Source organism: Lentibacillus amyloliquefaciens, from assembly GCF_001307805.1.
Classification (GTDB): domain Bacteria; phylum Bacillota; class Bacilli; order Bacillales; family Amphibacillaceae; genus Lentibacillus; species Lentibacillus amyloliquefaciens.
Genome location: NZ_CP013862.1, coordinates 3,544,989 through 3,567,549, shown reverse-complemented (window position 1 = coordinate 3,567,549; position 22,561 = coordinate 3,544,989). Strand labels below are relative to the sequence as shown.

Here is a 22,561-nt window from a genome sequence, read left to right as displayed (position 1 = left end):
ATGGCTTTTGTCGCTCAAGTTACTTTTCTACTCGAATCAAGCAACTCAGCCAGCTTTCGTGTCTTCATCACCTTTTAATGAATCACCACTCCGTTTGCCCCACCAGGTTGCCAGAACCGGACCGGAGATATTGTGCCAGACACTGAACAGCGCACTCGGAACAGCAGCAATCGGTGAAAAGTGGGCAAGCGCCAACGCTGATCCAAGTCCGGAATTCTGCATGCCGACCTCAATCGAAACAGCTTTCTGATTGGCAAAATCAAATTTAAACAGTTTACCAAACAAATAACCAATTGCAAGGCCAAGCACGTTATGCAAAATGACAACCGAAAAAATCAACAGGCCGGTCGTGAGAATATCTTCACGGTTAACCGCCACAACAGCAGCGGCCACAGCCACAATCCCAATGACCGAGACAAGCGGCAGTGCTTTAACGCTTTTATCAACTTGTTTACTGAACAACAGACGAACAACGACACCCAAAACAATCGGAACCAGCACAATTTGAACAATCGACATGAACATATCAGACGCGGAAACCGGCAGCCATTGACTGGCAAACAGCAGTGTCAATGCAGGCGTCAATATCGGTGCAAGCACGGTTGATACAGCTGTTACCGACACTGACAGCGCGGTATTTCCTTTTGCCAGAAATGTCATGACATTTGAAGCCGTTCCACCCGGACAGCAGCCAACCAGGATAACACCTGCTGCGACCTCCGGCGGGAGCTGAAAAATGACAGCAAGTCCAAACGCGATAAGCGGCATAACCGTATATTGTAAAAGGACAGCAATGAGAACAGATACCGGCGCCTTTAGCACACCTTTGAAATCATCCAGTGTCAACGTCAATCCCATACCAAACATAATAATTCCCAGTAACAGCGATACATGTGGTGCAATCCACGCAAAACCTCCCGGAAAAATTAAGCTTAACGCAACAAACAGGATGACCCAGACAGCAAATGTATTTCCGGCGAAATTACTGATTCTTTCCAATGTTCGCATATTAATCCCTCCTCTTAGGTGTATTGGATAAAATTTCAGATAACTTGAGATTATAGCAGAATCATCTGCACAACAAAAGTCAAATTTTTAAAACATTATTACAATATCCAAAAAATCAGATTTTGGGCTTGCTTTTATCTGAAATATATCCTAAGATGGTATACAACTTTTTACACAAGGGGATGGCGACATGGAGGAAGAACAACGAGAAATTCGAACTGATATCTGTTCTTCAGGTAAAGAAAAACCTAAATCAGATCAATTGGAGTTTGGAAGAATTTTTACAGATCATATGTTTTTGATGGACTATTCGAATGAGGAAGGCTGGCATGATCCCCGTATTGTGCCTTATGAACCATTGAATGTCGACCCGTCGGCAATGGTTTTTCATTATGGCCAATCCGTGTTTGAAGGCATGAAAGCTTATCTGACACCGGAAAGGGAAGCCCAATTATTCCGGCCGCAGCGGAATTTCAGCCGTATGAATCATTCCAACAACAGGCTTTGCATCCCGCCGATTGATGAGACGTTTGCCCTGAAGGCTCTCAAGCAGCTCATCACCCTGGATAAAGACTGGATACCTGAAGCAGAGGGCACATCCCTATATATCCGACCGTTTATTATTTCAACCGAGGCTTTTCTCGGTGTAGCACCATCAGGCCATTATAAATTTATCATTATTCTTTCGCCGGTCGGTGCTTATTACAAAGAAGGCATCAACCCGATTAAAATTGCAGTCGAACACGATTACGTCCGTACGGTTAAAGGCGGAACAGGCGAAGCAAAAACCGGCGGCAATTACGCAGCCAGCCTAAAAGCGCAGGAAATGGCCGAAGAAGGCATCGCACAAGTGTTGTGGCTCGACGGTGTTGAACGCAAGTACATTGAGGAAGTCGGCAGCATGAATGTCTTTTTCAAGATTGGTGGTAAAGTTGTTACACCTGCATTGAATGGCAGTATTCTGGAAGGTGTGACGCGAAATTCCGTTATCGAGCTGCTGAAATATTGGAATGTCCCTGTTGAAGAAAGAAAACTTTCAATGGAGGAAGTTATTAAAGCACACCAAGACGGCAAACTGGAAGAAGCATTCGGCGCCGGCACAGCGGCTGTCATCTCACCAATTGGTGAACTGGTCCGCGGCGAAAAACACCTTGAAATCAACGAGAGCAAAACCGGCCCCATTGCAAAACGTCTGTATGACACACTGACCGGTATTCAATACGGCAAACTGGAAGATCCATTCGATTGGGTTGAAAAAGTTGAAACTGTCAAAGATTCGGCTCTGAAAGCATCAAGTTAATAACACTTAAAACCCCGGTACACCAATCGTACCGGGGTTTTTAAAATATGCTATCGTGCAAATCTAACAAGTAAATAGACAATTGGTGTGTCTATGAGTGCAACAGCAACTTTAAAGAGATATTGGGAGACAAGCATTCCCAGTAAAACACTGAACGGGACAATGCCCCAAAAGGCAACTGTAATGAAAATGACCGTATCGGCGAGCTGACTGGTCATTGTTGACAGGTTGTTTCGGAGCCATAGCTTCGAAACACCATCCCTTGCTTTCAGACGGTGGAAAATGCTCACATCAAGGTTTTGACTGACAATATATGAAACCAGACTTGCCAGCATCACACGGAAGCTGCCTCCCAAAACCGCTGCAAATTCCGACTGCAGACCAAAATCCGATGCCGGCGGTAATTCAATGACGATAAAAATAAATACAAGTGCGATTACCTGTGTCAGAAAACCCGCCTGCACCGTTTTTCTCGCAGCTTCTCTCCCGTAGACTTCACCAATGACGTCTGTAATCAAATAGGTGATGACATACACAATAACCGTCCCGGGCAGCACAATTTCTCCGATGCTGAACAGCTTGACACCCAACACATTCGATAACAATAACAATCCGACAAATAATGCATTCAAATAAACAAACATCCAATCCTCTCCTTATCAACTAATAGGAAAGGATCATAGCCAGCCCTCTATTAACGATTATCAACCTTTTCGGGATACAAATCATGATTCATTAGACGATGATCAGCCATTTGTTCATACTTAGTACCAGGCTTTCCATAGTTGCAGTACGGATCAATGGATATACCACCACGCGGCGTGAATTTCCCCCATACCTCTATGTACCGTGGATCCAACAAATCAATTAGGTCGTTCATGATAATATTGATACAGTCTTCATGAAAATCCCCATGATTTCGAAAACTGAACAAATATAGCTTTAACGATTTGCTTTCTACTATTTTTTGGTCTGGTATGTAACTGATATAGACTGTTGCAAAATCAGGCTGTCCGGTTTGAGGGCAAAGTGTCGTAAATTCAGGGCAATTGAATTTGACAAAATAATCTCTGTCAGGATGCAAATTATCAATTGCCTCGAGCACGTCAGGTGTATAGTTAAACTGGTAACTCGTTCCCTGATTCCCCAATTGCGTTAAATCCTGTAAATCATCACGTCGTTCTGTCATCTCAGAAAACCTCCCCCATCAAGCATTTGGCATTAAAACTCGGCATTTGTCTCGACTTACAGCGTGTGCCGATGTTTTTCTTGTAAGATCAACCATAATTCATTCTTTCTGACCTTAAAATAAAAAACCACGGCCTAAGGCACATGGTTTAAAGATTGCAATCATCTGTCCTTAGTTTTTTATAGAGGGTTTAAGCTAAGAACCTCTCCCGTATTCAAGAACGGATATATTTTTATCCTATTCACGCAAATTATTATATAACGGAACCGGTCAACTGTCAATTTTGCTAGATTATCCCATAGCCCATACAGCAATTGCGCGATCTGCATCACGGCATGTGTGAAACCCAACATTAAACCTCACTTGTACTTGTTACATCAACACCCTTTAACGCTTGTGTTGCCAAACGGTCCGCTTCCTGATTATGTTTTCGTGAAATTACCTCATACGCCGGATCAATACCTAACCTGCTAAAATCTGCCTCGATTCGGTCGGCCCATTGATTTAAAACTGCTTCATAGCAAGGCCACTCGCCTTTCAGCTGGTTAATCACCACTTGCGAATCACCGACAAATGTAACCGTCAGATGGTGGACACCCATTAACTCCAGCTCTTGAGAGGCCAAATGAAGCGCCGCATACTCAGCTTCATTATTGGTTTCCAGCTCCTCGACCAGGGCATTCTCCCGCAAACGCCATTTCTTGTTGTTCTGCTCATAATAAATGACACAGCCTAACCCGGATTTTTTCGTTTCCCTGTCAAAACCGCCATCAAAATAAACCGTCACCTCATGCGGTTCTGTTTGAATAGCCTCAAGCTGTTTTTTCAATTCTTTCATCGTCCATCTCGAATCATTTTGGTCGATAAATGTGATTTGTTTCGCGCGCTGAGTCTTCTCAAGGTCTTCAGTAATCAACAATGCTTTGGCTGCAGGCATTGCCTCAGAAGTGAAAAATGCTTCAGTCCCTTTGGGCGTTATATAATTCGCTCGTATTCTGACATTCATCGTGCCATCACCTTTTATGCTTAAAATCCCATAATTATTGTTCCCTTATTCCGGCATTTCACACGACAACTGCAGGATTAGTTCGAGACGTTTATTTTGACTTTGGCATAATCATTTGATAGATTTTTATCCTATCAAATTACTTGGGATTATAGGAGGGTACATATGACAAACCACGATGAAAAACCATCAGGATCAAGAAAGTTTTTGTTTCGAGCACTGGATGTGATTGAATGGGTTGGAAACAAGCTCCCCTCTCCACTGCTGCTATTTACATTACTAGCATTTATTGTCATTTTATCATCAGCAGTTTTTTCCGGTGCCTCGGTCACAAACCCAACATCCGGAGAAACAATAGCCGTTAATAATCTTTTTACGATTGAAGGTCTGCAATATATTTTCCAAAATGCGGTCGATAACTTCATAGGATTCGCCCCATTAGGTGCAGTATTGGTGACTATGCTCGGGATTGGACTTGCTGAACAAACCGGCCTTGTACACGCATCTCTAAAAGGAACTGTCTTCTCTGTTCCATCCAAATTACTGACAGCTGCTCTTGTATTTGCCGGAGCGATGTCAAGCATTGCAGTTAACGCCGGGTATGTTGTGCTGCCGCCGCTTGGTGCTGCCCTGTTTCTCGGGCTGGGAAGGCACCCGCTTGCAGGTCTGACAGCAGCGTTCGCCGGTGTATCAGGCGGGTTTGGCGCTAACTTGTTTTTAACATCAACGGATGCTATTCTCGCCGAACTCACGGCTGACGCTGCGGCGACCATCGATGAAGCTTACGCTGAAACGATAGCTGTTTCCATGAACTGGTTTTTCGCAGCAGCCTCGATTGTTCTCGTGACCGTCGTCGGTACATGGGTAACGAACAAAATCGTTGAACCGCGTCTCGGCAAATACGAGGGAGACAATGCAGAAGAAGAGATGGATGCCTTATCACAGCAGGAGAAAAAAGGACTGCTCTACGCTGGCATTAGTTTCCTGGTTACGGCGCTGGTTATGGTTTATCTGTCGTTTGGTCCTTTGCGTGGAGACGGCAATTATCTTGAATCACCGTTTTTCGATTCGCTCGTATTCGTAATTTTCATTCTGTTCTTTGTCCCAGGGCTCATTTATGGTATAACAACAAAGGTGATCCAGAATGATAAAGACTTGACTCAGTTTCTCGGGAAAACAATGGCCAGCATGAGCGGGTATATCGCACTTGCCTTCACCGCCGGTCAGTTTATTGCTTATTTCGGGGAAACCAATATGGGAACCGTCATCGCTATAAATGGTGCGGAGTTTTTGAGTAACACTGGTTTCGACGGGTTCGGTCTGATCATCGTGTTTATTTTGATTACAATGGGGATCAACTTCTTCATCGGAAGTTCATCAGCTAAATGGGTCATTCTCGCCCCTGTCTTCGTACCGATCATGATGAATCTTGGTTACTCACCGGAATTTACGACTGTTATCTATCGCCTGTCGGATTCAGTAACCAATATCATTACGCCGCTTTTGCTATACTTTCCGATGATCATCGCATTTGCGCAGCGGTATGATAAAAAAATTGGAATTGGCACATTGATTTCAATGATGATTCCATACTCAGTCGCTTTCTTAGTCAGCTGGGTGGTCTTGCTGTTTGTCTGGATGCTACTTGGCATTCCGGTCGGGCCAGGTGCAGACATTTATTATTGAAGTGGGTTGTTATGAAGGCCTTTTTTGTCGCAAGCCCTCATAACCAAACAACGGTCATCCTTGTCTGCCGGCAATTTACTTCATGCTTTATCCGGATATGCGACAATCGGAACAAACACCTGTTGACAGCAATTGAATTCCCTTGTAAAGTGATAATAATTATTAAATTCCATAGTGACTTTTTCTTATCCAGAGAGGTGGAGGGACTGGCCCTGTGAAGCCTCGGCAACAGACTCCCTGTTAGTACTGTGCCAATTCCAGTAAGCGTCATGCTTTAAGATAAGAAGTAACAGGTAATCGTTAACCTCTTCTTATCAGGAAGAGGTTTTTTTCATTTATTAAGCTTTATAAGACACCAAACATCAAAGGAGAGAGAGATCATGTCCTGTCAAAATCATCAAAGTGAAACAGTTTTTACCCAGGTTGGCAATCGGAAAGAAGAATCTTTAAAAGCCGTCAGCACCCCAATTTATTTATCCACTTCCTATAGACACAGTCAAGTCGGGCATGGCAATGGCTACGATTATACAAGAACCGGCAATCCGACACGCGATGTTTTCGAAGACGCAATGGCTGATCTTGAAAACGGCGATGAGGCATTTGCAACAAGTTCCGGAATGAGTGCGATTCAGCTCGCGTTTTCACTGTTTACAAGCGGAGGTCATATCATTACATGCCGTGATGTATACGGCGGATCTTATCGTTATTTTGACTTGCTCGAGCAGAAGCAGGGCTTTGAATTTACATATTGGAACGGCAGCGATGAGCACCAACTGGAAACACACATCAAGTCAAACACACAAGCAATTTTCATCGAGACCCCGACGAATCCGCTTATGACAAACATTGATATGTCTGCTGTCTCGCGTGTTGCAAAAGCGAACAACCTGTTATTCATCGTTGACAACACGGTCTATACGCCTTATATCCAAAAACCAATTAATGACGGAGCCGATATTGTCATCCACAGCGCCACTAAATATCTTTCCGGACATAATGATGTGCTGGCCGGAGTCGTTGTGGCCAAAGGGGAAGAACTAAGTGAAGAGCTTACCCATATTCACAATTCAACAGGATCAACTTTGTCGCCATTCGACTGCTGGCTTGTTATGCGCGGTATGAAAACACTGCCTATACGGATGCGCCAGCACGAACAGAATGCGAAACAAGTGATAGAATATCTTAAATCACAACCGCTCGTCAGAAAAGTATTTTATCCGGGCAAAGGCGGTATGGTAAGCTTTTTGCTGAAGGATGAAAACCGCGTCGTTCCATTTCTGCAGGCATTAAAGCTGTTCACATTTGCCGAAAGCCTTGGCGGTGTGGAAAGCCTGATTACTTATCCGGCAACACAGACACATGCCGAGATTCCTGAAGAAGAGCGCAATTCTTACGGTCTGACCAACGAACTGTTACGGTTGTCAGTCGGGATCGAGCATGCGGATGATTTGATTCAGGACCTTGAGCAAGGGTTTTTAGAGGTGGAATAGTTGAACCTCTTCAGTTAACAGGTGCCGCCCGGAGGCAGACGTTCTAATTCTGCATTTTTTTCGCGCGGCATCGACTAGTTGCTGCGCGAATTGAGCAGATAACTACGCGAAATTCACATGTCGCCGCGCGAAAATGATGCGGTACTGCGCGATTTCACCCGGTCATCACGCGGAATTGGACAGAGTTATCGCGAGTTGAAGGCTAATCGAGTGAAGCAATCCATTAACCCAACAAACTACTTTACGGCACCGCATCGATTCGTACTTCACCATCATTTTTTCTGATGCCGATTTGATTTAACACACCAAAAGACTAACGCTGAAGCTGCTGCAACTGCACCACCGACAGCAAGCGGGCCTTTTTTCAACTTACTGTCCTCAGTGTAAAACATATCCTTCATAACAAGATTCATATTTTGCGGACGTTCAGCTAGCCTGCGCATGAAATAGCCGAACCAGTCATCGCCAAACGGAATATAAGTGCAGAAGTTGTAGCCTTCATCAGCCAATTTATTCTGCAGATCATTCCGGAAGCCGTAAAGCATCTGAAATTCAAATTTGTCATGCTCAATATTATTTTCCTTGGCAAACGCTTTCAATTCATTGATAATATGATGATCATGCGTTCCGATTGATGTGAACGTATCCCCCAAAAGCCGCTGTTTTGCAAGCGCCAGAAAGTTCAGGTCGATATCAGTTTTATCAGGATACGCCACCTCTTCACTTTCTTTATAAGCCCCTTTAACGATTCTGATGCGCACATCCTTCAAATCAGCCAGGTCATCTTCAGCCCGGTATAGATACGATTGGATAACGATTCCGACATTACCATAGTCTTTGCGAAGATCTTCAAGCACTTCCAGCGTCTCGTCATAATGTGCATAGTCTTCCATATCAATATTGACGAAAATATCATACTGCTTGGCTGTCCGGAGAATCTCTTTCATATTTTCAATGCAAAAGTCACGGTCTATGTCGAGCCCGAGCTGGGTTAATTTGACCGATAAGTGGCAGTCCAATTTTTCCCTGTCAATCTCATTCAGCAAGGTAATAATCTTTTCCTTGGCCTGACTGGCTTCCGTTTTATCTGAAACAAATTCACCCAGGCTATCCAGCGTACAGCTGATGCCTTGTGCGTTTAATTTTTTAACCGCTTTCAGAACACTGTCAACAGTTGTTCCGGCTACGAATTTGTCAGCTCCCAGTGAAAAACCCCATTTTTTCGCCTGGCTGTTTAAAAAATGATTATTTGATAAACCTATGAAAAAATCCCGTGTTATATTTGCCATCTTAAATCTCCCTCGCTTTAAATTGCAGCAAATGAGTCAGAGCCGCATCTTACATTTAAACCATGATTCTATTATACTATAAAATATAGTTGAAAATAAAATGGCAAATATTCATTTAGTTTTGCTCCGCCCCGGCTAAATTTTAAGAACGGCCTATTGTCACTTCCTGTAATTAATAAAGTGAAACTTCAATCAGTGGGGGGTTTCTTTCTTCCCCCCACTGATTGTTAGATGAACGAATCGGACATTTACTGGAAGCCATCCCCCGACCTAATCTTCATTGTATACGCGAAAATTCGAGGTGGGGGTCTTACTGCCAGTTACATGCGGGATAAAGGGTCTGTCGATCTGCAACCGGTTTTGTTATGATTATGAAAAGATATTACTTAAGGAGACCACATAAAATGGCAAACAATTTACACTTGCGCACACTGGAAAAAGATGACCTGACGTTTCTGCATAAACTCTTCAACAATCCGGAGGTCATGAACTATTGGTTCAGTGAATCTTATATGTCCATGGAACAACTGAAAGAAAGCTTTGATAAAGACAAGGACAATCCCCGTAATAGGGAATTTGTGTTAACAAACGGGAATGAAGAAAGCCTGGGCTTTGTTGGTCTGTTTGATATCGAGCAGCGCCACCGGAATGCGGAATTTGCTATTATGATTGACCCCCTCCATCAAGGCAACGGTTATGCAGGACCAGCGACTGAATTGGCGATGGATTACGCGTTTTCCGTGCTTAACCTGCATAAACTTTATTTAATTGTAGCGAAAACAAATGAAAAAGCCGGTCATATTTATGAAAAAGCTGGCTTTCAGGCTGAAGGCAAAATGATGGAACATTTTTTCGTTAATGGAGAATATCTTGACGGGATTCTAATGTGCATTTTTCAACGGGATTATTGGGAATCAGCCTCGCAGAAAAAATAAAAACAAATCCAAAAAGGTTTCAGAAAGTCATGAAGACTTCTGAAACCTTTTTTAGACGCATTTCGAAACATGGCAATACTAAATCTGACAGTCTCAACCGGCCAATGCCAAAATGCCCGACAATCATTTCGGCCGATGCCGCTTATTTCGCTTGTTATCCAGATTAAGATACTCCCGGTCCTCAGCAAATTCCGTATCAGGATCAGGTTTTTGCTTCACGAACCTGTTTTTATTATTTTGCTTATTCTTATCTTTGTTACGGTTTTTATTTTGTTCTGACATAAAAATTCCCTCCTTACAGTATCTTTTCCGCTTACCTTTAAAATATGACAAACAATCATCGAAATAATTTATAGGATTTATTGACATTTTTCAAATATTCATATACCTTGTACACTATATTGTTTCAAGGGGGAATAATAATGGGCGAATGGTTTGCAGATGTAACTGGTCAAATAAGCGGTTACATCTGGGGATTGCCTCTGATCATCCTGTTAGTAGGGACAGGGTTATACTTAACCGTTCGATTAGCGTTTTTCTCTTTTCGAATGCTGCCCTATGCATTAAGCATCACCTTTAAAAAGCAGGATAAAAAATCGAAAGGTGATATTTCACACTTCCAGGCACTAATGACTGCACTCGCTGCGACAGTTGGAACCGGTAATGTCGTTGGGGTAGCAACAGCAGTTGTCGCCGGTGGTCCAGGTGCTGTATTCTGGATGTGGATTACCGCGCTTGTAGGTATGGCGACAAAATATTCCGAGGGCATTCTCGGAGTGAAATATCGACAAACAAATGCTAAAGGTGAAATGTCCGGCGGTCCGATGTATTATATTGAAAAAGGACTCGGACAAAGATGGCTAGGTATTTTGTTTGCCTTTTTTGCAGTCTTTGCGGCCATCTTCGGAATCGGTAACATGATCCAGGCAAACGCCGCTTCAGACGTTGCCAATGATGTGTTTAACATACCGCTCTGGATAACCGGCGTGATTTTCGCCATTCTGGTGGGCCTTGTTATTATCGGCGGGGTCAAATCAATCGGTCGCACAGTTAGTATTCTCGTACCGGTGATGGTTGTTTTTTACCTGATAGCTGGTTTTATCATTATTTTCTTAAATATCGATGCAGTACCAAGCGCTTTCAGCTTAATCTTCTCCGACGCTTTTACCGGTGAAGCCGTTGCCGGGGGTGCGATTGGAACAGTTATCCGGATGGGTGTTGCCCGCGGGCTGTTTTCCAACGAAGCAGGTCTTGGTACCGGCGGGATTGCTGCTGCAGCCGCACGCACAGATGTGCCGGCACGCCAGGCACTGATTTCAATGACACAGGTATTTATCGATACAATTATCGTCTGTACAATTACAGGTCTCACGCTGACAATGGCAGACCTTTACGGAAGTGGTATAGAAGGCGCAGCGCTCACCGCACAGTCATTCGAATTGCTGCTGCCGGGCTATGGTGACATTATCGTTGCTGTAACACTGCTGACATTTATCTTCTCCACTATTGTAGGCTGGGGCTATTTCGGGGAAAAATGTTTCACATACATGTTTGGCGATAATTTCACCTTGCTTTACCGTGTTATTTTCGTATTGGCTATCGTGCCCGGTGCCACATTATCACTGGAAGTCGTCTGGAATCTTGGCGACATTTTCAACGGGCTAATGGCTATACCGAACTTGATCGGGCTCTTATTCCTATCGGGAGTCGTTGTTAAGGAAACAAAACGATTTAAAGACGTACGGGCCAAGGAGAAAAAAGAAGCTGCCTGAGAACGCTAAAACAGCGCCTCGCTTAATTAAGAGCGGGGCGCTTTTTAGGTTGTTTAAAAGGTTTAGTGCTGGATGAAAGTACACTGTTCTCGTCTGGAGGCTGCACTGTTTGGGGGCGGAAGTTGTATGATCTGAAACGGGCAGCTGTGCGAAGTTTGATGATCAATGCGCGGGAGTCGCGCGAAATCGGTTGGGGACTACGCGATATTTTCCAAGTGCCGCGCGGGACAAGGGGACAGAATGGAGCACCATTCCGGCAGCAGAGCATCTGATACCATATCTCCGTAAAAAAACCGCCGGACCGGGCACTTCAACAGCCTGGTCCGACGGTATTAAAACGCCGGTCATCGCTACTATTGGCAGGGACAGGCAGGGGCAGTCTACTGATCTCCGCCTGCTGTTTGCTGAGCATTAAACGTCCATTCAAGATTTAATGAGTCACCCTGAAATTGATTTTGCTCTTCACCGCTATCAACGAAATTAAACTTGACAACAAGGTCATCCGCAGTATCAGCCTCAAGGCCATCTTCACCTAACGCAGGAATGAAAACCTCTTCATTAACAGCTTCCGGTTCCATATTGCTTAATTCCGCTAACGTTGTCTCATAAATGACTTCATTCAGCTGATCGGCATTGTATAAAAACTCAACCTGGATATGTTCGCCGAAATCGCCGGTATTGTCGCCTTCCGCATCAGTAACGCTGTAATCAGTCTCCAGCAATACTTTGTTAATGTTCAATGAACCACTGTTCTGCAATTCGAAGTTTCGTGTGATCGAATCACCTGGTTTCAGGCTGTCCACCTCAATGAGCGTTGTCGGTTCCACGGCCAGATCCAATGTTCCTGCTGCAAATGTATTGTTTGTCGTCTCGCTTGAACTGAAATAAGCATATGTTCCCCCGCTGACCAGTGTTAAACCTAATGCTGCCGTTATAACTCCCATACCCAGTTGCTTTTTAATACCCACTTAACATTCCCCTCTCATAATTTATATATCACTTTGCTCGATATTTTTCTTCACATCTTTTTTCGGCTGATCGATTGTTCGTAATGCACGCCAAATCGTTATCATGGAATAGATAATGAGGCAAACCCCCGGAAGTATTAACAGTATGGCAGCCCCTTCACTGGAATTGGCGAACGTCATAACATAACCGGCATACGGGATGGAAAATCCGGTATACTCTCCGATAATACTTTCCTGCGTCACCGGTTCCACGTCAGGTGCGTCATTCGCGTCCCCTTTCGTCACATACTGCCCATCAACCACTTCTGTAATCCTGTGTGTCACAAGCGCGTCATCGTTTGTCTGAAACGTTATAACATCGCCTTTTTGAAACGTATTCTGTGCATCAGCAACATCAATCGCTATAATGGATCCGGTTTGAATTTCCGGCTCCATGGATCCTGACAGCACTGACTTAAGCTGATGACCAAAAATAGCGGCTTCCCCTCCCGAAGCCCTCATCGCAATGACCGAGAACAAGGTGACGAGCAGAACAATGAATAACAATGTTGTTATAATGTGACTCATCACCTTCAAAACCCGTTTCCCTTTCATTTACTCATCACCCCGATACCAATTTTTTGTCACGCGTTTGTGCTGTCATCCTTTGTTCCGTCCTGATTTGTGTTCGAATCGGATGTTGAAGACGTACCTGTTTCCGCTGCTTCTTTTCCATTGTCATTAGATTTTCCTTGGTCATCCTGTTTATCCGGGTTTCCTTTTTTAGTTTCAGTGTCCGTCTCCAGCTTTTCCGGATTTTCCTCTTCTGTTTGTCCGTCTTCATCCTGATTTTCCGGATTTGTCTCGTTTGTTTGTTCACCTGCATCCTGGTTTTCCGGATTCTCCTTTTCTGTTTGGCCTTCTTCATCCTCCTTTCCTTCATCCTTACCGGCATCCGGCTGTTCATTGTTTTCCGATTTTTCCTGATCCGTGTCGCCTTCATCGTTCACATCTGAATCCTCTCCGTTTTTTTCCGGCTGAGTTGCCTCGTCACTTTGATCCGCTTGTTCGGATTCACTTTCCTGATCTGTTTCTGACTGCACGGTTTCCTGATCACCCTTATCTGCTTTCGCTTCATTTTCTTCAGAAGCAAACTCACCCGCAGCTATATTTCCTTCAATGACAGTTGAATCGGTAAAATATGCCGTTGTCGGCGAGGTTAATAGTGCCACCGTCAGCAGCAAAAGATATCCGTTCACGAGCACGAACACAATATTCCTTTTCACATCCGGTTTCTGTTTTGTCCGCCAAAAACGTCTCATGATTATACCCCTCTGATGTTAAACATCCCTCCTGCGGTAATTCGCAATTACCGCAGACTGAGAATGTTTAAAAGTTATCTATTGCCATTTTTCGAGCAAATTGTCAGCATGACTCCGCAGTTCAGCTGCAGCCGCTTCTGTTATCTGACCATTTTGCTCATAATGTTTAAGCAGTTGTTTGAAACTGTTCATATGCTTGACAGCTTTGTCTGTTGCCCCGCTGTCATGGAAGTGCCCGACCGTTGTCAGCTGCCTGTTCATTATTCGTGCTGCTTGACTGTCAGTGATTTCCCCATTCGCTTCATATTCTTCAATGAGAGATTTCATAACGTCGATGCTTGATTCAGAATCACCGCTGCCTTTCTCTATTTCGACGGTCTGTTTGGTCACATGTCCGCCAAGATCGACCACTTTGAACTCGAAAGCGTTGCTGCCGTCCTCAAGATCCAGTTCGATATCATCAACCGTCTCTTCAAAACCTTTCATGCCATATGGTTCGGTCTGGTCGTGGCGATAGACCTCACTGCCGTTGACATATAAGCGGATATCATCGAAATTGTCGGTAATGGCTGCTGAGACATTAATCGAATCAGCGTCCGTTTCCTCAGGTGCTTCCACCTGCAATTCCGCTTTTTCTGTATCCACAAAATATCTCCGGCCAATTTCCGCTTCGTTACCGGCGCTGTCGACTGCCCTGATATGCTTTAAAAAGTAACCATCACTGTCATGATTGACGGTAACCGAAAAATCATAGCGGTCTTGTTCTTCGTTATAAACAAGCTCGGCCGTCTCACCATCAACCGTGACTTCCTCGATGCCGGATTGATCGGTTACATAGCCTGAGAATTCTACGTCCCGTTCAGTTTCAACACCTTGGAATTCCGGTGTCTGCAGATGAAGTTCCGGCATGGTTTCATCATTTCCTTCTGATACCACTTCATTTACCTGGTTTCCAGCATAATCAACAGCTGTAACGCTTAGAGTTTGTTCAGGTTTCAATTTCTTCGTCAGCTCATGTTCGGTTTCACCGCCGTTATATGGATCCTCAAGTATGGATTCACCGTCAACCCTCACGTCCCAATATGCAAAACCGGAACCATCCGGGTTATCTTCTGCATCAACGGTCACTGTTTGCGAATCCGTGTTAAATTCCGCATCCAGTTCAGGTCCTGTCGTATCCAGTTCAATCGGGATTTCAAGTGATTGCCATTCGGCCTGATCATGGTCGATAACGGCTTCAACCTGCAAATAATACTTGCCTTCTGATGCCATTTCACCATCAATTTTGCCATCCCACGTTCTTGATGAATCCAGATAATACATCGGTCCTGCGCCGGCACCGTAATAGTTCTTGGCAATATATGACTCGGTTGCAATGGTCCGTACTTTTTCTTTATTTTCATTTAAAACGTTAAATGTCACTTCTTTTGCATTCCTCAAAAACGACGGAACCATTAATGCATCATCTTTGTTATCGTCGCCATTAGGTGAAAAGGCAATTTTTTCAGGATCCGTTTCACCTGTCTCTAAATCCTGACCGAGGAAAGCAAATTGCTCGTTGCCTTGTTCATCTTCTCCACTTGATGTGGCAATCCCTGACATCCCGTAATAAGAATCCTCATCCCACATCGGCTTGTCCAACACTGGTGCATCATCCCACTCGCCTTTAAAGCCGACATATGGAATTGAAATTTCAGGATTCACATCATTCGGATCTGTCAGTGTCACAAAGCCTTCAAGCCAATAGCCATTTGTGAATTTATCCATTAGTTGGGCATCCATATCACTGACATCGAGTGAAACAGAAATGGTCGCTTCCCCATTTGCTGGCACTTCGATTTGGCTGACATCTTCACCATTAACAGTTGCAGCCCCTTGGAGCTCCATTGCCGCAAACTGATTGGGAACAACGAGTGTATCCTCACCATTAGCGACAGGCTGATCTGTCTGCGCATTGGCTTTAACGTCATAAGTGACCGCTTCATCTGTCAGGTTTCTTGCTGTCAATTCAAATGTCACGTTATTGTCAGTTATTTCCTTTAAGGCAACACTTGCTTCATTTGTCTCTGCATTTGTCACCACTGCCGGTGAAGACATGGCAGCATGAAGCTGCATCTGACCCGCACCCTGCCGGCGGGTGATACATAAGAACCTTCAAATTCCACTAACTCACTCGTATTCATCATCATATTTTTTGCCATCGATACACGACCTGTACCCTCAAGGCCAAATTCTTCATCAAGCTGCTGCATGACAAGTGCTCCACCGCCCGACACATGCGGTGCTGCCATGGATGTGCCGCTCATCAAGCCGTATTCATCATTATTCAGCGTTGACAAAATTTGTCCGCCCGGAGCCGTGATTTCCGGCTTAAAGTCCAGATTCGGTGTCAGCCCCCAGGATGTAAACGTACTCATTTTTCCGGCATCCGGATTACTGATGGTTGCTGTTCCGTCATTGAAATTCAAGGTGACATCTTGTCCATCCTGCAGGGCAGCGGCAAGCTTGTCCCCGTCATTTTTCAGCATGAACAACTGCGGAATTTCAATTGAGGCATCGGTCGCCATATTGACAATGCCATCCACATTATTGTAGATGATCGCCCCTTCAGCTCCAGCCTCCTGCGCATTCAAAGTTTTCTCAGTAAACGCCAGTTCGCCGCGCTGAATTAAAGCGTATTTCCCCTGTACATCCTTGCCTTCAAAATCTTCCGGATACCCAAGTCCGACATCTGCCACTTCAAAGGACTTTTGCACATAATCGGATGGGTGTGTGCTGCTTGCTGAAAGAAATGGCGCACTTTCCTCTGTTCCATCAATCGTATAGTCCACTGCGTCAACATCCATATATGTGTTTTCGTATGAAGCCACTTGCAGTGAATGTTCCGCTATACCCGGTGAACCATTCACACCGTAATCCGGGTTCGAGGCAAGCGGATAATAGAACCCATCGGCAAATTTATTTGAGTTGCCGGCGGAAATCGACACCAGCACACCATTATCAACAGCACGCTTGACCGCTTGCTGTTCAGGCGCATCAGCATTCACAAAACCTGCCGGAGAGCCAAGGCTCAGGTTCAATGCATCGACTCCGAGTTTAATAGAGTCGTCCATTGCCTTAACATAGATATCGCCATAGGTGTACTCGACTTCCGGGTCGTTGCCAAAAACTTTTAACGCCAACAGCTGTGCTTCAGGAGCGATGCCCATGATGCCGCCATTTTCTTCATCCCCATTTGCACCGACTGTTCCGGCAACATGCATGCCGTGCATCGAAGCACCCGCAGCATTATCAACGATTTCATCATTTTCATCCATATAGTTGTATCCATATGGCACTTTCTCTGTATAAAATTCGCCCGGCAAATCTTCATTTTCAACCGCTTCCTGTACCGATTCTTCAGTGTGGGCCGGTTCCGTTTCGTCTGACAGCACCATATCGCGGTGGGACGGATCAATGCCGGTATCAATAACACCGACTGTCATTCCTTCGCCTTTGTAGCCATAATCCCGCCATGATTGTTGTGCTTGGACCAATTCCTTGCTGTATTTCATATCCGGTGTTGCCTCGGGACGTTTATACTTATTCACGGTATGTACCTTGTCAACGTTGGAAATCTTCTTAATAGATTCAATATCGCCCTGTTTGACCTCGGCACTGAAACCATTCACAACTGTCGAGAATTCCTGGAGGTAGTCCGCCTCGATCTGTTCCGTACTCATCTCGTTTTTAACTGTCTCTTGTGCCTGTTTTGCCTGGTTTTGCAGCTCTTCCTTTTCAGTCGGTTTCAGACTTTTAAACGTTACACCTTTTTCAGTTGCTTTCTCTATCGGTGCATCCTCCTGCAGTTCGACAATAACCCTGACTTTTTCATCAGGATCCGTCGTTTCCTTGAGTGTTTGCGATTCCGAATGATTCTTTTTCGCTGTATTCTCCTGAAGAGTCTTTTCCGTGATTTCTGCGGCACTCACATGAAAGAAATGACTGAATGCCAGCAAAAATACGAATAAAACGAGTGAAACTTTTTTAAACATGTGTCTCCCCCTTAAGTAAAATATCGGCTGCTCGTTTGATCCCTCCCCGCAAGATTTTGTGTGGCTATTATTCAGTTACAATCAATGTTATATAATTTTGAATAGTTGTACTAGTTACAAAAGTACTAATCGTAATACAAAATTAATTAAAAATTAGTTAAAAAGTCTGGTTTCTTGTAAATTGAATGTTAATAAATTCGATAAATTTCGGGGAGAGCTTTCTCAGCCTGCAAAAGGTGACAAGCCATCAAAATTGAGGTTACAATAGCAATTGAGAGTCTGTAACATCCTCTGAAAGGAGCACAGCAATGACACAGTATAATGAACTGCCTGAATCAATCAGGCATTTAATAGATAATAATCGAAATACCAATCAAAACAGTGCATTCAAGGATCTCATTCGTGAAGGCGGATACGTCCCGCCTGAAGAGGATTTATTGACGGACGCCATCACAGCTTTAAGCATGGGGAAAAATGTGCTGCTGAAAGGTCCGACCGGTTCAGGTAAAACACGGTTTGCCGAGACGCTATCCAATTTGTTCAACCAGCCGATGTTCAATGTGAATTGTTCAGTCGACCTGGACGCAGAAAGCCTGATGGGTTTTAAAACACTCGACTATGACGGTGACAAACAAATAATTGATTTTGTTCCCGGCCCTGTCACAAATGCGATGAAAAACGGAACCTTCCTTTATATTGATGAAATTAATATGGCCAAGCCGGAGACACTGCCGCTCATCAACGGCGTACTGGACTACCGCCGCACCATCACCAATCCGTTTACCGAAGAAATCATCACAGCTGGAGAAGGCTTTGGTGTGATTGCTGCAATCAATGAAGGCTATGTCGGGACAGTCCCGCTTAATGAAGCGTTGAAAAATCGCTTTGTCGTGATAGATATCCCTTACCTGCAGGGTGAGCTATTGAAAAAACTGATTCAGGACACCAGCCGCTTGGATGAAGAACGGACAACTGATTTGTTTGTGCAGCTCTCCGGTGATCTGATTCAAGCGGTCACCCAAGGCAAGCTGGCGGAAGATGCCGCTTCCATCCGTGCTTTAATTGACGCCTGTGACTTGAGTGCGATGATCCCGCCAAAACGAGCCATCCAACGCGCCATCGCCGATAAACTCGACGAAGACCGGGAAAAGGAATTCGTCATGACCATAGCTGAGACACTATTTGGATAAAATTTGGGATGAACATGGGGGTCCCTTTTCATAGATAGGAGAATTCATATGTTCCGATTTCGCGAAACCAATTTCGACACCCAACTGTACCTGCAGCTGCAGGATCTGGCGTCAGTCCTGTCAGAAATTCCTGAATTGAAATTTGACTATGCCTATGGGTCAGCGATTGATAACGAACATTATAAAATAACCGCAAGTGCCAATTGGGGAATCGGCAACCCTAAAGCAAGAGAAGCGGGTTTCAAGACGGACATCCTGCTGCGGACGGTCGGAACGCTGCATCATTCTGATATTCCGGCAATGCAGCGTTTTATGGAAGATATGTCCGAATCGCAGCTCCCCAAGTTTGCCGGTCAGTTATTTACGTTGTTTGAGAATATCCGGCTTGAGGAAATCGTCAAAAAGCAGCGTCCCGGAATAGCAAACTTATTTGCTGTTCGCAGAAGCTATTTAAGCCGGTTTTTCACCCAACAGCTTGAGGCGAATGTGACACGAAGTCTTTCCCTTGATGAGTTGTACTGTCTAACTTTTTTGCTGACACAAGCTAAGACACCTGATCCTTCTTTTTCCGCGGCCACTGAAAGACAGGCTAAGCAGCTAAAGGAACTGAAACCCATGATTTTCCAATTGTTTGAAGCCGGCAGCACACGTGATATCGCCCGAATTACCGAACAAATTGTCTTTCGGCTGGAATCCGATTATACCGACATGATGCACGCGTATTTCGTATTTCCAGTCGCCAATCTTGCTGACTATACAGAACAAAATGCATTTGATGAGCTGACACGCACTGATCCGCTGGCCAACGAGAGCCTTGAAGAAGGCGTCAGCGAAGAAGACAGCGAAACATTCGAACAGCAATTTTCCACGTGGCACGGCGAAAACGAAAATGCCGACCGAAAGCAAAATTTCATGCAGTTTGAATTGGAACAGGGAACGCGTTCAAGTCTGGTGGGTGAAGGCGCGCGCGAAACAGAGGAAGGCGACCAGGCTCGTGTAGGTATTCAAGGCACATCCGGCGACAGTGATCAGAATGACTTTTCCAATATGCAAGCGATGGAGAAACGCCAGGACAGCCAGCATGACGAATCGGCAGGCGGTGGTTATGGCCGGGAAAACCAGCACGCTGTAAAAGTGACTGAAAACGCTGAAAAACCATCTGCAGAAGATGAAGAACTGTACCGGCAATACGCAGAGGAAATCGCTCCCTATCAGCGCCGGCTCTCGAAAACAATTGAGAAAATGCTGGAACATAAGCGGCAGACACCCCGCGGCAATTTGACCAGCGGACGACTGTCTAAAAATTTAATTCCGGCGGTGACCGAAGACTATCCGCGGCTTTTCTACAAAAAAGATGAGGAATCAAAAGAAATGGATGCCGCTTTTACATTGCTCGTGGATTGTTCAGCCTCGATGATGAATAAGATGGAAGAAACGAAAAAAAGCGTTATCCTGTTTCATGAAGTGCTTAAAGACTTGAAAATCCCGCATGCCATCATTGGTTTCTGGGAAGAAGCAACAGGTGTAAAAGAACAATATCAGCCCAATTATTTTCATAAAATCCATTCCTTTAACCATTCACTTTACGAGAACAATGGCGCTGGCATCATGCAGTTAGAAGCTCAGGAAGACAACCGTGACGGCTACAGCATACGTGTTGCCGCTGAAGAACTCGAAGTCCGCAGTGAAAAGAACCGCTTCCTGCTTGTCTTCTCAGACGGCGAACCGGCTGCATCCAATTACACTGAAAATGGCATCGTTGACACAAACATGGCCGTGTCCGAAACCCGCAAAAAAGGCATTGATGTTGTCGGCTTATTTCTGGCTGAAGGCGATATCAGTGAACAGGAAGACGAACTCATGCAGAGTATTTATGGCCGCGAGCGTGTGATGGTTCCAAGCATTGCCGAGTTGCCGGATCATTTCGCCCCGCTTTTGAAAAAATTGCTGTTGAAAGTGATGTGATCCTTCAGGGGGGTCAGACCCCCTGGCCTTCGTATAATTAATGCAAAGACTGGAAGAATAAGAAACATACGCATTAATGAATGGAGGCTTCTCCCATGAAAAACAACGACCGCTTTAGACAACAAGTCAGAAACATACAACGGGAAACGAACAGTCCCAATGTGATAAATGATGTTCTGGGCAACGAATTTGAGCAGTATCCCGGCCATAACGAAGATCTGACAAAAGAAAGCCGGTTTAATTCTGTCGAAAAAACCGCCTTAAATAATCTTGATGGCAAAACATGGTCAAACACGAAGAAATAGATGATGATTCGTTTTACACGCTTGATTCCACTCGGCGATCTATGCTCTCTTACAAGGGTTTGAGCACCTCTAGCACAAGTTTGTTGCGCTGCTGCACGACTCAAGCGCACCTTACACTCTGTCCGCTTCTGTAGATAGATATCCTTAAAAACGCGTCTTCTTCCTTCGTTTTAGCAACAGGTATTCCAGAGCGCCGGTCCCGAGAAAAACCCCGCATAATATGAGCAGAAAGCCGGCTACATGATTCAGCGTGATTGTTTCATTTAAGAATATCGACGAGCCAATGACAGCAAATAGTGTATTCATATTGAGAAAAATCGCTGTCTCGGCAGGACCGGTCTTTTTTATCGCATAATTGTACGTCATATGCCCGAATGCTGTGGCCATTATAGCACTGAAGAGAAAAGCCAAGCCCAGCTGCCAGTCAATCAAATTCGTCATCTCTTGAACGCTTGCTCCAAGTACTTGACTTGTCAGCAAAATAACAGTCGCACCGATGACAAGCATGTATCCTGTCGCCAGTCTTGGATCCAATGACGGGTTCAATTTACTGATCAAAACAAAGCTGAATCCTTGCACCACAACCCCTAAAAATACAATGAAATCTCCAAGTGAAATACCTGATAATTCTCCTGTACCCATCATTGTTGTGATAACAACACCGATAAAACCTAACACAAACCCAAACACGCGCAGCCATGTCATGCGCTGGCCCAAAATCAGAAAAGCAAGCATCGCTGTGATAAGCGGGTTCATCCCCAGAATGAGCGATCCATTGATGCCACTCGTCAAATCCAGACCAATCGCCACAAATGAGTGGTGTAACATGACATTAAAGATAGCTATGTAGGAAATAATCAGCCACTCCTGCTTGCGCGGCAGACGGAATATCCCCATGAAAGAAGCGATCACTAACACAGCAACCCCTGCTGTCATTACCCGGAATCCGGTTAACAGCAACGGGTCAATCGCATCAACAAGCACTTTAATCGCTGAAACATTTAAGCCCCACATCAGCATGACCAGTAATAGAAGCGTATAAATTCGAGCCATGAATTTATCCCCCCGGTTCGTTAAAAACAATATGTCTAACTATGATAACAAGTTGCGTAAACTTTTTCCT

20 protein-coding genes and 2 riboswitches are annotated in these 22,561 nt (G+C 44.7%); of the genes, 8 read left to right on the top strand and 12 right to left on the bottom strand.

Annotation, left to right across the window (positions count from 1 at the left end; genetic code table 11):
- Positions 1 to 45: 45 nt before the first annotated feature.
- Positions 46 to 1,008, bottom strand: coding sequence for a bile acid:sodium symporter family protein (locus tag AOX59_RS17605; RefSeq protein ID WP_068447519.1), 963 nt, complete (start codon positions 1,006 to 1,008; stop codon positions 46 to 48).
- A 190-nt stretch (positions 1,009 to 1,198) separates the two neighbouring features.
- On the opposite strand from AOX59_RS17605, the gene AOX59_RS17600 reads away from it, so the two are divergent.
- Positions 1,199 to 2,308, top strand: a complete 1,110-nt coding sequence (locus AOX59_RS17600) for a branched-chain amino acid aminotransferase (RefSeq protein ID WP_068447517.1) — start codon at positions 1,199 to 1,201, stop codon at positions 2,306 to 2,308.
- Positions 2,309 to 2,358: 50 nt separating this feature from the next.
- On the opposite strand, the gene AOX59_RS17595 is transcribed toward AOX59_RS17600, so the two are convergent.
- The 3 genes from AOX59_RS17595 to AOX59_RS17585 all read right to left on the bottom strand — a co-directional run bounded on the left by AOX59_RS17595 (position 2,359) and on the right by AOX59_RS17585 (position 4,503).
- Positions 2,359 to 2,952 (bottom strand): queuosine precursor transporter, encoded by a 594-nt coding sequence (locus AOX59_RS17595; RefSeq protein WP_068447514.1) that lies wholly within the window; start codon positions 2,950 to 2,952, stop codon positions 2,359 to 2,361.
- A gap of 50 nt (positions 2,953 to 3,002) precedes the next feature.
- Positions 3,003 to 3,497 carry a preQ(1) synthase gene (gene queF / locus AOX59_RS17590; RefSeq protein WP_068447512.1) on the bottom strand — a complete coding sequence of 165 codons (495 nt, stop codon included), beginning with the start codon at positions 3,495 to 3,497 and terminating at the stop codon, positions 3,003 to 3,005.
- A gap of 165 nt (positions 3,498 to 3,662) precedes the next feature.
- Positions 3,663 to 3,709, bottom strand: a riboswitch (PreQ1 riboswitch).
- 140 nt (positions 3,710 to 3,849) lie between these two features.
- On the bottom strand, positions 3,850 to 4,503 hold the full coding sequence (locus AOX59_RS17585; protein ID WP_068447510.1) for a ribonuclease H family protein: 654 nt from the start codon (positions 4,501 to 4,503) through the stop codon (positions 3,850 to 3,852).
- 165 nt (positions 4,504 to 4,668) lie between these two features.
- On the opposite strand from AOX59_RS17585, the gene AOX59_RS17580 reads away from it, so the two are divergent.
- Both AOX59_RS17580 and AOX59_RS17575 read left to right on the top strand, forming a co-directional pair.
- Positions 4,669 to 6,189, top strand: a complete 1,521-nt coding sequence (locus AOX59_RS17580) for an AbgT family transporter (protein ID WP_068447509.1) — start codon at positions 4,669 to 4,671, stop codon at positions 6,187 to 6,189.
- Between the two features lie 182 nt (positions 6,190 to 6,371).
- Positions 6,372 to 6,475: riboswitch (SAM riboswitch) on the top strand.
- A 94-nt stretch (positions 6,476 to 6,569) separates the two neighbouring features.
- Positions 6,570 to 7,679 (top strand): PLP-dependent transferase, encoded by a 1,110-nt coding sequence (locus AOX59_RS17575; protein ID WP_068447507.1) that lies wholly within the window; start codon positions 6,570 to 6,572, stop codon positions 7,677 to 7,679.
- A gap of 272 nt (positions 7,680 to 7,951) precedes the next feature.
- Here AOX59_RS17575 and AOX59_RS17570 read toward each other — a convergent pair whose 3' ends face one another.
- Entirely contained in the window at positions 7,952 to 8,968 is a 1,017-nt protein-coding gene (locus AOX59_RS17570) for a proline dehydrogenase family protein (protein ID WP_068447505.1), read from the bottom strand.
- 404 nt (positions 8,969 to 9,372) lie between these two features.
- Between AOX59_RS17570 and AOX59_RS17565 the strand changes: the two genes are divergently transcribed.
- Positions 9,373 to 9,903 (top strand): GNAT family N-acetyltransferase, encoded by a 531-nt coding sequence (locus AOX59_RS17565; RefSeq protein WP_068447503.1) that lies wholly within the window; start codon positions 9,373 to 9,375, stop codon positions 9,901 to 9,903.
- A 123-nt stretch (positions 9,904 to 10,026) separates the two neighbouring features.
- Here the strand turns inward: AOX59_RS17565 and AOX59_RS20075 are convergent, their stop codons facing one another.
- Positions 10,027 to 10,185: a hypothetical protein gene (locus AOX59_RS20075; RefSeq protein WP_169792890.1), complete on the bottom strand. Its 159-nt coding sequence runs from the start codon at positions 10,183 to 10,185 to the stop codon at positions 10,027 to 10,029.
- A 140-nt stretch (positions 10,186 to 10,325) separates the two neighbouring features.
- Between AOX59_RS20075 and AOX59_RS17560 the strand changes: the two genes are divergently transcribed.
- Positions 10,326 to 11,675 (top strand): alanine/glycine:cation symporter family protein, encoded by a 1,350-nt coding sequence (locus tag AOX59_RS17560; RefSeq protein WP_068447501.1) that lies wholly within the window; start codon positions 10,326 to 10,328, stop codon positions 11,673 to 11,675.
- A 380-nt stretch (positions 11,676 to 12,055) separates the two neighbouring features.
- Here the strand turns inward: AOX59_RS17560 and AOX59_RS17555 are convergent, their stop codons facing one another.
- From AOX59_RS17555 to AOX59_RS20370, 5 genes are all read right to left on the bottom strand, one after another.
- On the bottom strand, positions 12,056 to 12,643 hold the full coding sequence (locus AOX59_RS17555; protein ID WP_068447499.1) for a CalY family protein: 588 nt from the start codon (positions 12,641 to 12,643) through the stop codon (positions 12,056 to 12,058).
- Positions 12,644 to 12,664: 21 nt separating this feature from the next.
- Positions 12,665 to 13,237 carry a signal peptidase I SipW gene (gene sipW, locus AOX59_RS17550; protein WP_068447497.1) on the bottom strand — a complete coding sequence of 191 codons (573 nt, stop codon included), beginning with the start codon at positions 13,235 to 13,237 and terminating at the stop codon, positions 12,665 to 12,667.
- 29 nt (positions 13,238 to 13,266) lie between these two features.
- On the bottom strand, positions 13,267 to 13,944 hold the full coding sequence (locus tag AOX59_RS17545) for a SipW-dependent-type signal peptide-containing protein (RefSeq protein ID WP_068447495.1): 678 nt from the start codon (positions 13,942 to 13,944) through the stop codon (positions 13,267 to 13,269).
- 78 nt (positions 13,945 to 14,022) lie between these two features.
- Positions 14,023 to 16,059: an Fn3-like domain-containing protein gene (locus AOX59_RS20375; RefSeq protein WP_068447494.1), complete on the bottom strand. Its 2,037-nt coding sequence runs from the start codon at positions 16,057 to 16,059 to the stop codon at positions 14,023 to 14,025.
- The gene (locus tag AOX59_RS20370; RefSeq protein ID WP_068447492.1) at positions 16,020 to 17,978 is read right to left on the bottom strand and encodes a S8 family serine peptidase; all 1,959 of its coding nucleotides are present in this window, start codon (positions 17,976 to 17,978) and stop codon (positions 16,020 to 16,022) included. Before AOX59_RS20370 ends, AOX59_RS20375 begins: the two co-directional genes overlap by 40 nt.
- A gap of 308 nt (positions 17,979 to 18,286) precedes the next feature.
- On the opposite strand from AOX59_RS20370, the gene AOX59_RS17530 reads away from it, so the two are divergent.
- From AOX59_RS17530 to AOX59_RS17520, 3 genes are all read left to right on the top strand, one after another.
- Complete coding sequence (locus tag AOX59_RS17530; RefSeq protein WP_068447489.1) at positions 18,287 to 19,168, top strand: ATP-binding protein; 882 nt, start codon at positions 18,287 to 18,289, stop codon at positions 19,166 to 19,168.
- Positions 19,169 to 19,216: 48 nt separating this feature from the next.
- Positions 19,217 to 21,133: a vWA domain-containing protein gene (locus tag AOX59_RS17525; RefSeq protein ID WP_068447488.1), complete on the top strand. Its 1,917-nt coding sequence runs from the start codon at positions 19,217 to 19,219 to the stop codon at positions 21,131 to 21,133.
- Between the two features lie 95 nt (positions 21,134 to 21,228).
- A complete protein-coding gene (locus tag AOX59_RS17520) occupies positions 21,229 to 21,438 on the top strand; it encodes a hypothetical protein (RefSeq protein ID WP_068447486.1) in 210 nt (69 codons plus the stop codon).
- Positions 21,439 to 21,582: 144 nt separating this feature from the next.
- Here AOX59_RS17520 and AOX59_RS17515 read toward each other — a convergent pair whose 3' ends face one another.
- Positions 21,583 to 22,491: a DMT family transporter gene (locus AOX59_RS17515; RefSeq protein ID WP_068447484.1), complete on the bottom strand. Its 909-nt coding sequence runs from the start codon at positions 22,489 to 22,491 to the stop codon at positions 21,583 to 21,585.
- Between the last annotated feature and the right edge of the window lie 70 nt (positions 22,492 to 22,561).

Excerpts from the sequence above, each read along its gene's own strand:
- AOX59_RS17600 (WP_068447517.1), top strand. The coding sequence starts at position 1,199 with ATGGAGGAAGAACAACGAGAAATTCGAACTGATATCTGTTCTTCAGGT.
- AOX59_RS17570 (WP_068447505.1), bottom strand. The coding sequence starts at position 8,968 with ATGGCAAATATAACACGGGATTTTTTCATAGGTTTATCAAATAATCAT.
- AOX59_RS17580 (WP_068447509.1), top strand. The coding sequence starts at position 4,669 with ATGACAAACCACGATGAAAAACCATCAGGATCAAGAAAGTTTTTGTTT.
- AOX59_RS17605 (WP_068447519.1), bottom strand. The coding sequence starts at position 1,008 with ATGCGAACATTGGAAAGAATCAGTAATTTCGCCGGAAATACATTTGCT.
- AOX59_RS17545 (WP_068447495.1), bottom strand. The coding sequence starts at position 13,944 with ATGAGACGTTTTTGGCGGACAAAACAGAAACCGGATGTGAAAAGGAAT.
- AOX59_RS17585 (WP_068447510.1), bottom strand. The coding sequence starts at position 4,503 with ATGAATGTCAGAATACGAGCGAATTATATAACGCCCAAAGGGACTGAA.
- queF (WP_068447512.1), bottom strand. The coding sequence starts at position 3,497 with ATGACAGAACGACGTGATGATTTACAGGATTTAACGCAATTGGGGAAT.
- AOX59_RS17595 (WP_068447514.1), bottom strand. The coding sequence starts at position 2,952 with ATGTTTGTTTATTTGAATGCATTATTTGTCGGATTGTTATTGTTATCG.
- AOX59_RS17530 (WP_068447489.1), top strand. The coding sequence starts at position 18,287 with ATGACACAGTATAATGAACTGCCTGAATCAATCAGGCATTTAATAGAT.
- sipW (WP_068447497.1), bottom strand. The coding sequence starts at position 13,237 with ATGAAAGGGAAACGGGTTTTGAAGGTGATGAGTCACATTATAACAACA.
- AOX59_RS17575 (WP_068447507.1), top strand. The coding sequence starts at position 6,570 with ATGTCCTGTCAAAATCATCAAAGTGAAACAGTTTTTACCCAGGTTGGC.
- AOX59_RS17520 (WP_068447486.1), top strand. The coding sequence starts at position 21,229 with ATGAAAAACAACGACCGCTTTAGACAACAAGTCAGAAACATACAACGG.
- AOX59_RS20075 (WP_169792890.1), bottom strand. The coding sequence starts at position 10,185 with ATGTCAGAACAAAATAAAAACCGTAACAAAGATAAGAATAAGCAAAAT.
- AOX59_RS17560 (WP_068447501.1), top strand. The coding sequence starts at position 10,326 with ATGGGCGAATGGTTTGCAGATGTAACTGGTCAAATAAGCGGTTACATC.
- AOX59_RS17565 (WP_068447503.1), top strand. The coding sequence starts at position 9,373 with ATGGCAAACAATTTACACTTGCGCACACTGGAAAAAGATGACCTGACG.
- AOX59_RS17525 (WP_068447488.1), top strand. The coding sequence starts at position 19,217 with ATGTTCCGATTTCGCGAAACCAATTTCGACACCCAACTGTACCTGCAG.
- AOX59_RS20375 (WP_068447494.1), bottom strand. The coding sequence starts at position 16,059 with ATGCAGCTTCATGCTGCCATGTCTTCACCGGCAGTGGTGACAAATGCA.
- AOX59_RS20370 (WP_068447492.1), bottom strand. The coding sequence starts at position 17,978 with ATGTTTAAAAAAGTTTCACTCGTTTTATTCGTATTTTTGCTGGCATTC.
- AOX59_RS17515 (WP_068447484.1), bottom strand. The coding sequence starts at position 22,491 with ATGGCTCGAATTTATACGCTTCTATTACTGGTCATGCTGATGTGGGGC.